Source organism: Tidjanibacter massiliensis (assembly GCF_900104605.1).
In the GTDB taxonomy this organism is placed as follows: Bacteria; Bacteroidota; Bacteroidia; order Bacteroidales; family Rikenellaceae; genus Tidjanibacter; species Tidjanibacter inops.
The window spans coordinates 105,151-118,664 of the sequence record NZ_LT629959.1 but is presented as its reverse complement, the minus strand read 5'-3'; the positions used below and the strand labels follow the sequence as shown (position 1 = coordinate 118,664).

At 54.6% G+C, this 13,514-nt stretch carries 11 protein-coding genes; 3 read left to right on the top strand and 8 right to left on the bottom strand.

The features are described 5' to 3' along the window. Window positions 1-211: 211 nt before the first annotated feature. On the bottom strand, window positions 212-541 hold the full coding sequence (locus BQ5361_RS00505; protein ID WP_022063184.1) for an HU family DNA-binding protein: 330 nt from the start codon (window positions 539-541) through the stop codon (window positions 212-214). A 459-nt stretch (window positions 542-1,000) separates the two neighbouring features. Here BQ5361_RS00505 and porX point away from each other — a divergent pair, with 459 nt between their 5' ends. Both porX and tsaE read left to right on the top strand, forming a co-directional pair. Beyond that, window positions 1,001-2,557 (top strand): T9SS response regulator signal transducer PorX, encoded by a 1,557-nt coding sequence (gene porX, locus BQ5361_RS00495; RefSeq protein ID WP_022063183.1) that lies wholly within the window; start codon window positions 1,001-1,003, stop codon window positions 2,555-2,557. Window positions 2,558-2,848: 291 nt separating this feature from the next. Then, window positions 2,849-3,265 (top strand): tRNA (adenosine(37)-N6)-threonylcarbamoyltransferase complex ATPase subunit type 1 TsaE, encoded by a 417-nt coding sequence (gene tsaE, locus BQ5361_RS00490; RefSeq protein ID WP_022063182.1) that lies wholly within the window; start codon window positions 2,849-2,851, stop codon window positions 3,263-3,265. A gap of 247 nt (window positions 3,266-3,512) precedes the next feature. On the opposite strand, the gene gcvT is transcribed toward tsaE, so the two are convergent. The 4 genes from gcvT to BQ5361_RS00470 form a co-directional block, all read right to left on the bottom strand. Continuing rightward, window positions 3,513-4,610, bottom strand: coding sequence for a glycine cleavage system aminomethyltransferase GcvT (gcvT, locus tag BQ5361_RS00485; protein ID WP_035474061.1), 1,098 nt, complete (start codon window positions 4,608-4,610; stop codon window positions 3,513-3,515). Window positions 4,611-4,646: 36 nt separating this feature from the next. Next, window positions 4,647-5,843, bottom strand: a complete 1,197-nt coding sequence (locus BQ5361_RS00480; RefSeq protein ID WP_035474063.1) for a hypothetical protein — start codon at window positions 5,841-5,843, stop codon at window positions 4,647-4,649. A gap of 280 nt (window positions 5,844-6,123) precedes the next feature. Further along, the gene (locus tag BQ5361_RS00475; RefSeq protein WP_143047439.1) at window positions 6,124-7,863 is read right to left on the bottom strand and encodes a hypothetical protein; all 1,740 of its coding nucleotides are present in this window, start codon (window positions 7,861-7,863) and stop codon (window positions 6,124-6,126) included. A 5-nt stretch (window positions 7,864-7,868) separates the two neighbouring features. Further along, the gene (locus BQ5361_RS00470) at window positions 7,869-8,552 is read right to left on the bottom strand and encodes an Ig-like domain-containing protein (RefSeq protein WP_071424849.1); all 684 of its coding nucleotides are present in this window, start codon (window positions 8,550-8,552) and stop codon (window positions 7,869-7,871) included. A gap of 411 nt (window positions 8,553-8,963) precedes the next feature. On the opposite strand from BQ5361_RS00470, the gene gdhA reads away from it, so the two are divergent. Further along, the gene (gene gdhA, locus BQ5361_RS00465; protein ID WP_022062686.1) at window positions 8,964-10,304 is read left to right on the top strand and encodes an NADP-specific glutamate dehydrogenase; all 1,341 of its coding nucleotides are present in this window, start codon (window positions 8,964-8,966) and stop codon (window positions 10,302-10,304) included. Between the two features lie 113 nt (window positions 10,305-10,417). Here the strand turns inward: gdhA and BQ5361_RS00460 are convergent, their stop codons facing one another. The 3 genes from BQ5361_RS00460 to BQ5361_RS00450 all read right to left on the bottom strand — a co-directional run bounded on the left by BQ5361_RS00460 (window position 10,418) and on the right by BQ5361_RS00450 (window position 13,185). After that, complete coding sequence (locus BQ5361_RS00460) at window positions 10,418-10,705, bottom strand: winged helix-turn-helix domain-containing protein (protein WP_022062687.1); 288 nt, start codon at window positions 10,703-10,705, stop codon at window positions 10,418-10,420. Continuing rightward, window positions 10,690-11,319 carry a hypothetical protein gene (locus tag BQ5361_RS00455; protein WP_035474099.1) on the bottom strand — a complete coding sequence of 210 codons (630 nt, stop codon included), beginning with the start codon at window positions 11,317-11,319 and terminating at the stop codon, window positions 10,690-10,692. The genes BQ5361_RS00460 and BQ5361_RS00455 overlap by 16 nt, the downstream gene beginning before the upstream one ends. A 603-nt stretch (window positions 11,320-11,922) precedes the next feature. After that, window positions 11,923-13,185, bottom strand: coding sequence for a retropepsin-like aspartic protease (locus BQ5361_RS00450; protein WP_035474097.1), 1,263 nt, complete (start codon window positions 13,183-13,185; stop codon window positions 11,923-11,925). Window positions 13,186-13,514 lie beyond the last annotated feature (329 nt).

Below are 13,514 nucleotides of genomic sequence, written 5' to 3'. Positions count from 1 at the left end.
GAATCAATAAATAAAGCCAAAGAACCTTGCGTCTTCAGCTTTATCTATTCTTACGAAAACATAAATTCAGCTACCTATTTTTTCTTTTTATGCCTGTTTTTTCTCAGACGTTTTTTCCTCTTGTGGGTAGCCATTTTATGCCCCTTGCGTTTTTTACCACTTGGCATAGTTTCTCAATTTTAATATTTGTGGTTAGATAGAAATTAATTGCCTATTTTTTCTTTTTCGGCTGCTCCTTCATCGTGTCGTTCTTAATCTGCGCCACGAAACTCTTGGAAGGCTTGAATGCAGGAATGCAGTGAGCGGGAATATCGATGGAGGTACCCTCGGTAATATTCCTCGCCACCTTCGGAGCACGGTCTTTGATGATGAAGCTGCCGAACCCCCTCAGGAATACGCCCCTGTCCTTGCCTTTCTTGTCCTTGTTTTCTATGAGCGCGTTCTTCACGCTCTCCATAAACGCTTCAACAATCTGCTGAACCTGCGCCTTCTCTACTCCGGTCTGTTTCGAGATTTCATTAACTATATCGGCCTTCGTCATGTTTGTAAGTATTTAAATATTCGTTATCCTGCAGTACCATTGAGGACTGCAAATATACTTATTTATTAATTAATAATATCAACCGTATACCAATTTTTTTCTTCGCCGTATCCTGCAAAGCGCTTCTGACAATCAACATTATCGCTCCGCGCAATGGATTCCGGAGGGATTGGACGATAACAAATCCGGTCAGTTTTCCTGCCGCAGCGCGAATAGAGAACGCGGCCGGAAGCCATTTTATTATCCGACAACCACTCACGCGCAGGGACCGCAACATCTTTGTTCCATCCAACAATTTATATGCCATTTTCATTTCAGCGTACTCCGAACCTGCAAAAAATCAAAAAAATATCCCTTACGACACAATAATAAAGCGCCGGAAGCCTTTCATATTAACAGGGAATTGAAGTAACTTTGCGGAGAGTGCCGGCGAGCCGAGCCGCGTGAAAACAAAACGCCATGAACGAAGTAAGGATACTATGGGTAGACGACGAGGTCGATTTGCTCAAATCGCACGTCCTTTTCCTGCGGGGAAAAGGGTACGATGTAGACACATGCAACAACGGAGCCGACGCGATAGAGATGGTGCGAACCACCCCCTACGACCTTATCATTCTGGACGAAATGATGCCCGGCATGACCGGACTCGAAACCCTGCCGCTCATCAAGGAACAGCGCCCCACCACCCCGGTGATAATGGTTACCAAGAGCGAAGAGGAGAGCATCATGGACAAGGCGATAGGCTCCAAGATAGCCGATTACATCATCAAGCCCGTCAATCCCAACCAGGTACTCCTCTCGATAAAGAAAAACGTACATTCCCAACAGCTCGTCACCGAGCGGAACACCGCCGACTACCGTGCCGAATTCGGGCGCATCTCCTCCTCGCTGGCCGACGCCCGCGACTTCGGAGAATGGTGTGCCATCTACAAAAAACTGGTAAACTGGGAGATTGAACTGACAGATTCCACGGACGACAGCATCCGCGAAATCCTTTCGTATCAGGAGAACGAGGCGGACAACGAATTCGGCAAATTCGTGAAGCGCAACTATCTGGACTGGATAAACCGCCGCGACTCCTCCACGCCCGTCATGTCGCATACGCTGCTGCGCACGCGCGTGTTTCCCATCGTCGAGGAACACGAAAAGACGACGCTGCTGGTCATAGACAACTTCCGCTACGACCAGTGGCGGAGCATCAACTCGCTCCTGCACGGCTACTACGACGTCGAATCCGAGGACTTCTATTGCAGCATACTTCCCACCGCCACGCAATATGCCCGGAATGCGCTGTTCGCAGGACTCATGCCTCTCGCCATAGACAAGATTATGCCGGACCGGTGGCTGAACGACAACGAGGAAGGCGGCAAGAACAAATACGAAGAGGAGTTCCTGATGCGCCAGCTGCAATCCTCCGGCAAACGCTGGCGGACGACGTTCGACAAACTGATACGGCCCGAAGCGGGACGAAGGCTCATCGAGAATATCCAGCACGTCTACGACGCCGACTTCTCGGTCATCGTCTACAATTTCCTCGATATCCTTTCACACGCCCGCACCGAAACGGAAATCATCCGCGAACTGACCGAGGACGAAGCGGCATTCCGCTCCCTGACGCGCTCCTGGTTCGAACATTCCGACCTCTATACCATCCTCAAGATGCTCTCCGAGCGCCGCCATACCGTCATCATCACCTCCGACCACGGCACCATCCGCGTGGATAATCCCATCAAGATAATCGGCGACCGCGAAACGTCGCCTAACCTGCGCTACAAGACAGGGCGCAACCTCAACTACAACCCGAAGGAGGTTTTCGAAATCACACGCCCCGAGGAGGCACAGCTTCCCCAAAGCAACCTGACATCCACCTATGTCTTCGCCACCGGGCACGATTTCTTCTCCTACCCGAACAATGCGAACAAATACATCCGCTACTACAAGAACACGTTCCAGCACGGCGGCATCTCGATGGAGGAGATGATGGTGCCATTCATCGTCCTCCGCCCCAAAGGCTGACCTCCGCTACCGGACGGACCCGTATCCGCCAGCCCGTACCGTGGCCGGTACGGACCGACGTCTTTTCCCCCTCCGACTCTTGATTTCCTGCCGGACACAACCGGCAGGAAACGAACAGGCCCTGTCCGCTCAGAACTTTTCCTCTCCGGCGACAGTTGCATACCATTCCGACAGGTACGCAGCCGCTTCCGACCGGCCGTCTGCCGTAATCCGCCGACATCCCGCGGCAAACCGGGGACGGATGCACGTACGAACGGATTATCTCCTATCTTTGCAGACAAAGACACGAATATGGAACAACTTGCAATCGATTCGCTCGGCGAACTGCCGAAGGCCGCCGAAGCGGTCATAACCGCCAGCGGCGGCCGCGGCGTAGTCGCCTTCTTCGGCGCGATGGGTGCAGGGAAAACCACCCTGATACGCGAAATATGCACGCAGCTCGGCGTTGCCGACAACGTCACCAGCCCGACGTTCGCCCTCGTGAATCACTACCGTTCCGGCAGGGGGGACAACATCTTTCACTTCGATTTCTATCGTATCGAAAAGTTGGACGAGGCCTACGACCTGGGCTACGACGAATATTTCGACAGCGGAGCACTCTGCCTGGTCGAGTGGCCGGAAAAAATCGAACCGCTCCTGCCGTCCGACACACTGCGTGTGTACATCGAAACAACCGGTCCCGACAGCCGCAAGATAACAATCGGCTGACGGCCGGGCAGACAGACCCGCTCTCCCGCCGTCGGCCGATACCGATACCGAGGACATTCCCTGCCGACGGCATCAATCATCCTCTCCGTTTTTCGCCTTTTCGTCTTCTCCGCACGAAGCAATGCTGCCGTTGGCACAGCCATTCTCCCCGCCGACGCATGTCCGCTCCTCCAAGCCTTACGTCCCCAAAGCAGTCGGGCCGCAGGATACCTGCGGCCCGACTCGTTTCCGTATGCAAAACGCTCCGTTATACGAACGGCAGTTTTACCACCTCGGCCTTGAGCAGTTTCTCGCGCACCTTGATGTACACGTTGTTGCCGGCCTTGGAAAACTCCGGCTTCACATATCCCATGCCGATACCTATCTTAAGGCAGGGCGACATTGTACCCGACGTCACGACGCCGATTTTATTCCCCTCGGCATCGGCGATATCGTAGCCGTGGCGCGGTATACCCCGGTCTATCATCTTGAAGCCTACCAGCTTGCGGGTAACCCCTTCGGCTTTCTGCTTCTCCATGAGCGGACGGTCGATGAAATCCTTGCCCTCGACGAACTTGGTTATCCATCCCAGACCGGCTTCGATAGGGGACGTCGTATCGTCTATATCGTTTCCGTAGAGACAGAAACCTTTCTCCAGACGGAGCGTGTCGCGTGCCCCGAGGCCGATATTCTTGAGACCGTACTCCTCGCCGGCTTTCCAGAGTGCCTCCCAGAGCTTGTCGGCATCCTCATTGGCGATGTATATCTCGCAGCCGCCCGCACCGGTATAACCCGTCGCGGAGAGGATAGCATCCTTAATACCGGCCACTTCAGTCTTGACGAACGTGTAGTAAACGAGGTCTTCGACAGGCTCCTTGCACATCTTCTGGACAATCTTCATGGCAAGCGGACCCTGTATGGCGAGCTGGCATATCTCGTCCGAAGCGTTGTATATCTCCTTGCCTGCGGTGAGACCGAACTTCTTGCCCTCCTCCACGATGTGGTCGTAATCCTTCGCGATATTGGCCGCATTGACTACGAGCAGATAGGTTTCGGCATCAATACGATATACGAGCAGGTCGTCCACGATACCGCCGCGGCCATTGGGCATGGTCGTGTACTGTACCTTGCCATCGGTCAGGGCAGCCACGTTGTTGCTGGTTATCCGCTGGAGGAAATCGAGCGCTTTCGGTCCCTTTATCCATATCTCGCCCATGTGGCTCACGTCGAACACGCCGGCTTTTTCACGCACGTTGAGGTGCTCTTCGTTGATGCCCGTAAACTCGATAGGCATGTTGTACCCCGCGAATTCGGACATTTTCGCACCGTTCGCGATATGGTACTTGGTAAATGGTGTAGTTTTCATTATCTGAAGTTTGTATATGAAGTTAAATCGTCTCTGTCAGTTCCGTTTCACCCCCAGGCGCGGGCAGCGCTTGAACTCCTTGGTACGGTCGAAAAGGTAACGGTAGGTCACGTGCGTCTTATTGCGGTGGGCACAGACGTAATTCTCCACCATGCGTATCATGACGGGGTTGAAGTCGCCCATCCAGGCCAGCTCCAGCGTCTTGTAGTGTATCTCGCCGCGTGCCACCGTCTGCTCGAATTCGTGCATGATACCCGACTCGATTCCGCGGCCGTGATATTCCGGCGCTACGCCGAAGATGATGGCGAAAACCCGGTCGGCCTTGTGCGTACACTTCAGGATAGCCATCAGACGGAGTTTGTTCACGAGGTTCATCTTTCCGTGGAAACGCCCTATCACCCGGTTGAGGTCGGGAACCATGATGAAGAAACCGACCGGCTCGTCGTTGAAATAGGCGAAATAGATGAGTTTCTCGTCGATGATGGGTTTCATGTTCCGCATAAGTGCCTGGGCCGCCTCGCGCGTCATAGGACGCACCCCGGGGAAATTGGCCCATGCCTTGTTATAGATAAGGCGGAAATCATCGGCCACCTGCTCGAGGTTCCTCTTGTCGATGTGGTCGAAGCGGTAACCCGGCGTCTCTTCCAGACGCTTCACCCGGTCGTAAACGCTCTGGTTGAATTCACCCACCCGTATGTTCCGCTGATAGGTATACTGGTTGAAATAGTTCTGGAATCCGTAATGCTCGAACAGCTCCTTGTAATAAGGCGGATTGTAGGGGTTGGTATAGAGCGGCTGAAGCTCGAATCCCTGCACGAGGCACCCCCACCATTCGTCCCGGTTACCGAAATTGATGGGACCGTCCATCGCCTCCATTCCCTTGCTGCGGAGCCACTCGCGGGCCGCATCGAAAAGCATGTCGGCGACCTCCTGCGAATCAATGCATTCGAAGAATCCGCAGCCACCGGTAGGCTGTTCCTCCTCTGCGGCCTGGTCGATATTGTAAAAGGCGGCAATACGTCCCACCACATCGCCCTCCCCGCTGCGGGCAATCCAACGGATGGCCTCTCCGCCCTCGAACATCCGGTTCTTTGCGGGGTCGAACACGGCCCTGATATCGTCGTCCAGGGGCTGTACCCAGTTGCGGTTACCGCGGTAGAGTCGCTTGGCCATGGAGAGGAACTCCCGCTCCTGCCGTTTGGTCACGACCTCTTCGAGCATATATTTTCCCATACGCTTTCTGTTTTGGCATCCAAAGATACGAAAAGTCGGGTGCAAAAACGAATATCATTCGTTTTTGCCGAAACGAAGTATCTAAAATAAAGTCAAAGGTACGAAAAAAACACGGAATGTCGCTTCTTGTGCTCATTCCGCCGCCCGGTCCTCCGGTGTCTGTCCGCATGAACCGGCTCCCCCGGCGGAAATACGGGGGAGCCGAAACGCGAAAACGGCCGGCATATAAAAGTATCGGACAGACTGCCGGCAGAAAGACGGACGCCGTCCCTCCAAATCGCTACCGGTATTCGATACCGACGATTTCATAGTCGTACCGGTATCCGTGGAGCGTGAGGTAATCCTTCGCCTCGAATGTGTAGGGCAGGTTGTAGGTCGTAACTCCCGCCGGAAGCATGACCGTATCCTCCATCACCTTGTCGTTCTTCGTCGGATTGCCTTCTGCGTCGTGGTGACGCCTCCATACGATGTAGTGGCAGGCGGCGGAGTGCTGCAGCGAAAGCTTCTCCGTGCAGGCTTCGTCCGAATAGAAGTCGATGTAGTATTGGATGACTTTATCGAAGTCTATCGCCCGCCAGTTCAGCGTATGGTAGATGTCTTTGGGATTCGTCAGTTCGGGAAGGACGAAATCTTTGCGGATAACGAGGGTCTCGGAACCGTTCGATACGGTGGCCACCGCACGATAGGTGCCCCGTTCGGTCAGCCTGAAGGCCCAACGTTCGTTCGGCGTGTAGGATTGGTGCGTTATCTCCTCCCCGGTCCGCAGATTGACGAGTTGGACGGAGCAGGAGAAGTTTCTCCATGCGGCATCGTCGGTCTCGAAGGAGCAGCGCACCACGATTGTGCGCGAGAGGTCGATGTCTTCGGGATGGGAGAGGATGGGCATGGTGAGTTCGAATCCGGGGAGAGTCACCTCGAAATCCGCGGTGCCGTAGCGGCACTCGAAGGTGCCGTCTTCGCGCCGGACGGCCGCCCCGTAATGGAGCGTGTACTCGCCTGGCTGCAGCCGGCAGCTGCCGGCCTTTCCGCGCATGACCTCCTCGCCGGTGTACAGGTCGTATATCCGCATCCCCCTGACCTGACCGTCCGCCCATTCGCTGCCTGTCAGCCGTACGCGAACGTCGATATTCACCGAACCGTAGGCATACGGCCCGCCCATGGCGATGGCGAAGCCGTCATCCGCTATCCATTCCATGGACCGGTCGCTGAAATCGACTTCCGGTTCCGGCTCGGGTTCCGGCTCGTCGGTGGGATATACGGCCTTGAATGCCTTGATGTCGTTTTCACTGAAGCCGCTCCAGCGCAGCGGGTCGGATTCCCTGACCATGATGGATGCGGGGTCGTATTCCGCCGTGCCTTCGATGTAGGAGCCGTCGCCCTTGTCGCCCGGCGATTCGGGCGTATGTCCGAATCCAAAAGCATGTCCGAAGGCATGGAGAAGCATATACATGGCCTGTTCGCCAGACGGAAGGTATCTGCAGGCCGTATTGATGACGATATCGCCCGGTTCGCCTGTTGAGAAAGGCGGTGAAACGACCAGCAGCGTCTCCTCGTCGGGAGTGTCGAGTACGTCGCCGTTATAAGTCCAAAGTACCTCTTCCCGAATGGAGATTTTGTGCATCCAGTTCTTATCATCGAAGACGATGTTGCATTGGGCATTTTCGTTCCAATATTCCATGGCTTCAAATATCTTTTCGTTAAAGTTTGGTCCGCCATAGGTAACGTATAATATTTGTAGGTCTTTGCCCACAAAGTAATTCCCGTTGCGGGTATGCCGTGTCTGGGGTGCGGAGAGGAAATCTTCGAGGTGTTTTGAAGTCAGCAGGATATCGCCCTCGACGACATATCCGTCTTTGACCGCGAATGCTTCCGATGTATCGTATCCCATCTCCCGGATGGTGTTCATGTCCTGTTCGTACTTGAGTTGTTCCGGCGAACATGGTTCAAGCGCAGTTTCCCGTCCGCAGGAAACTACGGAAAACATAAGCGCTGCGGCTGCAAATGAATAAAAAGTTTTCATAAGGTTCATTGTTTAATTTGTTTCGGATTATGCCCATATTGGAGTACGACCTCCTTTTCTCGATTGGACCATACGACTTTTACAGCAGCAAGTGTTTCATAATGAGTGTAAAAGTTGATAACGTAGGCATTGATTGGAACTGGCAGGTATCGTTCGGACAAAAAATTCTTTACTTCGCTTTCATATCCTTTGTCAAACCGAACGGTTATCGCATTAAGCTCATCTTCATCGGCTACATCATAAAAATACTCGACCCTTTTGATGTAAGGCAGTTCTCCTTTATATGCAATCGAAAACTTCGTTTCTTCGATTTTTTCCCGTTTTTCGACCGCATCTATCTCCGCATGCGAAATCGTTTGGCCGATTAATTCGTAGGCCGGTTCGACGAACGTATTGTACCGGGGCTGGACTTCCACGGTGCATGCGGCGCTGCCGGAGTCGGCTGTAGCGGTCACGGTCGTGGTGCCGACATGCCGGGCGGTGACGGTACCGTCGGCGTCCACCGCGGCATAGAAGTCGTCCGCGGCGCTCCACGCGACGGGCCTGTCGGCCGTGATTCGTACCTGGTCGCCCACATAGAGCCGGACGGCCTGCCGGTCGAGTTTCGGTGCATCCTGCTGTTTGCATCCTGCCGTCCCGGCAGCGATGCCTGCCACTACGGCCAATAAGAGCATACGTTTCATAAGCATGAGTAGTGAATGGTTTATATTTTATCAAAACATGTATCGTAAAGTTAATATTAATCCGGTTAATGACAAATATTTTATACTAAAAAACACGGCGGAGGGGACAGACCGGCCAACCGACTGCCGGGGCGACGGACATCGCGCCCGGAGCGGGGACCGCTCACCCGGACGGTCACTACGCGCGCGAAGCTACGACAGGCGGCCGACGGGACGAGAGAAGGAAGCATGCCGGACGGTTTTACATTATTTTTTATTCCGTAATTATAATCTATAAGGAAAAATGCCTATATTTGGGCGAAATTAAAAGGGGGTATGGAGAGTCCCCTTTGGTTTCGGAAAATTGCAGGAAGCTCGTTAATAAAAGAGTATATTTTAGATTAACATTTTCTTTAAACAAACTAATAACTTTCAATCATGAATGTTCAGAAATTGATGGCGGACCTGGAACTTCGCCACCCAGGTGAAAGCGAATACCTGCAGGCAGTACGCGAAGTCCTCGAATCTATCGAAGAGGTTTACAACCAGCATCCCGAATTTGAGAAGGCCAAAATCGTTGAACGTATCGTCGAGCCGGACCGTATCTTCACTTTCCGCGTAACGTGGGTTGACGACAAGGGCGAGGTACAGACCAACCTCGGTTACCGCGTACAGTTCAACAGCGCAATCGGCCCGTACAAAGGCGGTCTGCGTTTCCACAAGGCAGTGAACCCCTCCATGCTGAAGTTCCTCGGTTTCGAGCAGACCTTCAAGAACGCCCTCACCACGCTTCCGATGGGCGGTGCAAAGGGCGGTTCCGACTTCGACCCGGTAGGCAAATCCGACGCTGAAATCATGCGTTTCTGCCAGGCATTCATGCAGGAACTCTGGAACAACATCGGCGTGGATACCGACGTTCCCGCAGGTGACGTAGGCGTAGGCGGCCGCGAAATCGGCTTCCTCAACGGCATGTATCAGAAACTCGCCCGCAAATACCACACCGGCGTGCTGACCGGCAAGGGCATGACCTGGGGCGGTTCCATCCTCCGTCCGGAGGCAACCGGCTACGGTGCACTCTATTTTGTACAGCACATGCTCCATCTCGCAGGCAAGAGCCTCAAAGGCGCTACCATCGCCATCTCTGGCTTCGGTAACGTGGCATGGGGTGCAGCCAAGAAGGCTACCGAACTCGGCGCCAAGGTTATTGCCATCTCCGGTCCGGACGGTGTCATCTACAACCCGAACGGCATGACCGACGAGAAAATCAACTACATGCTCGAGCTTCGTTCCTCGAACCGCAACATCGTCGCTCCGTTCGCAGAGAAGTTCAAAGACGCTACCTTCACTCCGGGCAAGAAGGCTTGGAGCGTGAAGTGCGACATCGCCCTCCCCTGCGCATTCCAGAACGAGCTCAACGGCGACGACGCTGCCGAACTGCTCAAGAACGGTACCTGGTGCTGCGCCGAGGTTTCCAACATGGGATGTACTCCGGAAGCTATCCACGCATTCCAGAAAGCAGGCATCCTCTTCGCTCCGGGCAAGGCCGTTAACGCAGGTGGCGTTGCGACTTCCGGTCTCGAAATGACGCAGAACTGCATGCACCTCTCCTGGTCGGGCAAGGAAGTGGACGAAAGACTCCACACCATCATGGAGAGCATCCACGAAGCCTGCGTAGAGTACGGCAAGCAGCCCGACGGCTACATCAACTACGTGAAGGGTGCGAACATCGCCGGCTTCATGAAAGTCGCTCAGGCAATGCTCGAACAGGGTATCATCTAATCCATACCCCGCATACGAAAAAGGGAGAACCGAAACGTTCTCCCTTTTTCTTTGTTGCTACACCGGCAAGGCGGTACCCGAAAGGAACCGTCTTGTTCGCTTCCCCTCCGGCCCTACTCCGTACCGATATATCCTTTCAGCGCCTCGACATACTCCTCGAACGCTCTCCTGCCGTCCGTCGTGATGCTGCACGATGTACGTGTCTTCCGCCCTACGAACTCCTTCTTCACCCGGATATAGCCCGCCCCGGAGAGCTTGTCCAACTGTACGCTGAGATTCCCCGCCGTGGCACCGGTCTTCTCGCGGAGCCAGGTAAAGTCGGCCTCCTCCACCGAAACCAGCAGTGACATCACCGCCAGCCTTAGCCGCGAATGGAGCAGCGGATTCAATTCCCGGAACATGCCCTCTTCGCTTTACGGTTGATAATATGTCCCGGCACTACCATCATCACCAGAAACGAAAGCCCGAACCAGAGCCCCCAGTAAAGACGACAACCGTCGACCGGCAGGGCATAGGAAACCAACATGCCAACAGCGGCCACGAAGCCGACAAGCGGCATACAGACCAACCACGGTTCCTTGATGACGATGCCGGTAACGGATGTGCCGAAACAGGCATACAACAGGCCGAGCGGCAGCATCAGCGAGAAATCCGCCACGCCGTAAACGAAGGCCATCGCACACAGGACAATCACCGTCAGAAAGAACAGGGCGCCCACTATCCGCCACATGCCGGACAGCACACCGTCCATATAGGTGACGACCGCCGGCCTTCTCTTTCGGGAGGCGGCTGCATCGACCATTCCCGGAATGAACATCAGGAACCATGCGAAATTCCACCGTGGGTCGCCTGTAAAGCGTATCAACAGGAATACCGCTACGGAGAGCGCTACAGCGCTGTATCCGTAAAGCAGGAATTTGTTGCCGCTTCCGACCTCCATACGCTTCTTCGTCGTTTCAATCATCCGGGAGATGAGCTCCAGACTCTCCGCTCCCGTCAACTTCTTCTCTTCCATGACACATATAAATTAAAGGTTAATGAATTACGCCCGTACCGTCGGCACAAGCTCCGTACGCCACAAACAAGTTTACAATATAAACTATATAAAGCAAAAAAACGATTCGCCTCTTCTCCGGCATCCCAACCGGACGAACGGGCATCCTTCTGCCGCCGGGCTGCAAACTCTACCGTCTGTCATATCCTGTACCCACTTCGTCTTTTCTTCTGCAAATATAAACAAGTTTATATTATAAACAAAATATTCCACCGACAAAGCGATGGAAAGAAAGGCCTCGAACGCCGTCCGACCTTTTCCGAACCATTGCGCGCACACAGCGCAATCCGTCCGAAGAAGGCACAACTATGCATACAGCCGGTCATCGTCCGCAAAATTACGTTAGCCGATGCTTCCTCCGCTGCCGGCCGCCCGCTCCGACAGAAACCATCGGTTTTCCCGTCCGGCAACAGTCCGGAACAAAACGCTGCCGGAAACCGCAGGAAACGATACCAACGCATCCGCCGGAAAGCGACGACACGAAAATCCGTCCGTTTCCGCGGTCGGATTACAAAAAAACGCAGGTACAGCGATGCACGACGCGTCACCCAACCCGCTTCTGGTTCAAGGTAGGAAAATCAACCGGCCGCTCCGGTAACTCAACACCGTCTTCTGGCCGGAGAGTATCGGAAAGCCGATTAATCCGTCCAGTCCGCGTTTCAGAGAACGGTTAAGATGGCTCATATCGTTGAATACGGTCGGGACCCTCCGGAACTCTCTGTCGCCGATTTTCAGCCGCTTCACCTTGGCGGAACGCACCCGGCGCGCTTCAGCGTCCGCCCCCGTAAGCGTCGTCTCCCGACGCCCGGTCAAGGCGGGCCGCAACGACTCCCACAACCGGTCGTCCAGCAAATCGGCACCGGCCCCGCAGTCGATGCCAAGACGCAACATACGTTCGCCGATGCACGCTTCCACACAGGCAATATGTCCTTCCATTTCAATAGGCACTTCCGTCACGGGACGTCCGCCTGTCAGAGACGCCACACAGGCATCCGTAACAGTCGGGTCGAGCAGCGTCAGCGTTCCGCCCTCGTAATCGAACAACAAATCCCAATCCTTATAGACTTCGTAACCGAGCAGGCCGAAAATCTCCGTTTCCTGCTCCAGATGCGACATGTCGAACGCGAGAAACCTTCTCCTTTCCGCACGGATTCCGTGAAAATCGAATTCGGAGACTTCCACAATATCCATTCCCCCGATGGAGGAATTCACTCCTTTCGAGGACGAAATCCGCAATGCAGCCGTATCGCGGTCCGTTCCATAGCGGCTGCTGTTGAGCATCAGTCTCGGCGCTCCATTGTCGATGATGAACGTACGTTCCCTTCCGTCCAGGAACGCCGTCGCGGCCAACAGGTTGCCGAGCCGGCGAACCGGTACGTCGAGCCGACCGGAAGACGGCCCCACAAAAGCGTCTTCCTCCTCCGGTAACGTTTCGACCCGCATCGGAAACAGTTCCAAACGTTCCAGACGGTTTTTCCCGTCGAAAAGGAAAGTCGCCTCCTTCCGGCCCAGTGCGCCCGCATAGGTAAAGGCACAGACCAGTTCCAGACCTCTTTCCGTCCGTTCCGCCCGAAGCATTTCAATCCGCTCCACCCGGTCGTCAAGCTGTTCCACGAGCAGTTTCATCACCGACCGGGCCCGGTCGCCCTCCTGTCCCGAAAACATGAATCCGGGCGCCAGAAAAGGCTCGACCCCCTCAATCGAACCGGCCCCGACGGCCTCCGCCACGAGGTGCACAATCCGTTCGCATTCCGCCCGGTCCTGAGCATGCGATGCCGTGCATACGCTCCACAGCGATGCCACGACCAACAATATTTTCCTCATCATCTCCGTAAACCATATTCCCCGACGACACCGATTCCCCCTCCGGTCATGCCAACCGATTCATGGATTCGCACCGACGGATGATAAATCATACCATAGCTACGCCGCCGACCGACCGGCCCGATACTCCGCGGAACACGGAATACCGGAAACCGCCCTGCATTTCCGGCAACGGTCCCATTCGTCCGAACGAGGCAAATATAATCCGATACAACCATACAAACAAAATACGAATATGAAATCACCGTCATGCTGCCCGTATGTCCGAATACCCGTGCATCCGCGGACACACACCCGGACGTCCTGCCCCGCAGTCCTTCGCAAAGGCGAAG

Excerpts from the sequence above, each read along its gene's own strand:
- BQ5361_RS00505 (WP_022063184.1), bottom strand. The coding sequence starts at position 541 with ATGACGAAGGCCGATATAGTTAATGAAATCTCGAAACAGACCGGAGTA.
- porX (WP_022063183.1), top strand. The coding sequence starts at position 1,001 with ATGAACGAAGTAAGGATACTATGGGTAGACGACGAGGTCGATTTGCTC.
- tsaE (WP_022063182.1), top strand. The coding sequence starts at position 2,849 with ATGGAACAACTTGCAATCGATTCGCTCGGCGAACTGCCGAAGGCCGCC.
- gcvT (WP_035474061.1), bottom strand. The coding sequence starts at position 4,610 with ATGAAAACTACACCATTTACCAAGTACCATATCGCGAACGGTGCGAAA.
- BQ5361_RS00480 (WP_035474063.1), bottom strand. The coding sequence starts at position 5,843 with ATGGGAAAATATATGCTCGAAGAGGTCGTGACCAAACGGCAGGAGCGG.
- BQ5361_RS00475 (WP_143047439.1), bottom strand. The coding sequence starts at position 7,863 with ATGAAAACTTTTTATTCATTTGCAGCCGCAGCGCTTATGTTTTCCGTA.
- BQ5361_RS00470 (WP_071424849.1), bottom strand. The coding sequence starts at position 8,552 with ATGCTTATGAAACGTATGCTCTTATTGGCCGTAGTGGCAGGCATCGCT.
- gdhA (WP_022062686.1), top strand. The coding sequence starts at position 8,964 with ATGAATGTTCAGAAATTGATGGCGGACCTGGAACTTCGCCACCCAGGT.
- BQ5361_RS00460 (WP_022062687.1), bottom strand. The coding sequence starts at position 10,705 with ATGTTCCGGGAATTGAATCCGCTGCTCCATTCGCGGCTAAGGCTGGCG.
- BQ5361_RS00455 (WP_035474099.1), bottom strand. The coding sequence starts at position 11,319 with ATGGAAGAGAAGAAGTTGACGGGAGCGGAGAGTCTGGAGCTCATCTCC.
- BQ5361_RS00450 (WP_035474097.1), bottom strand. The coding sequence starts at position 13,185 with ATGATGAGGAAAATATTGTTGGTCGTGGCATCGCTGTGGAGCGTATGC.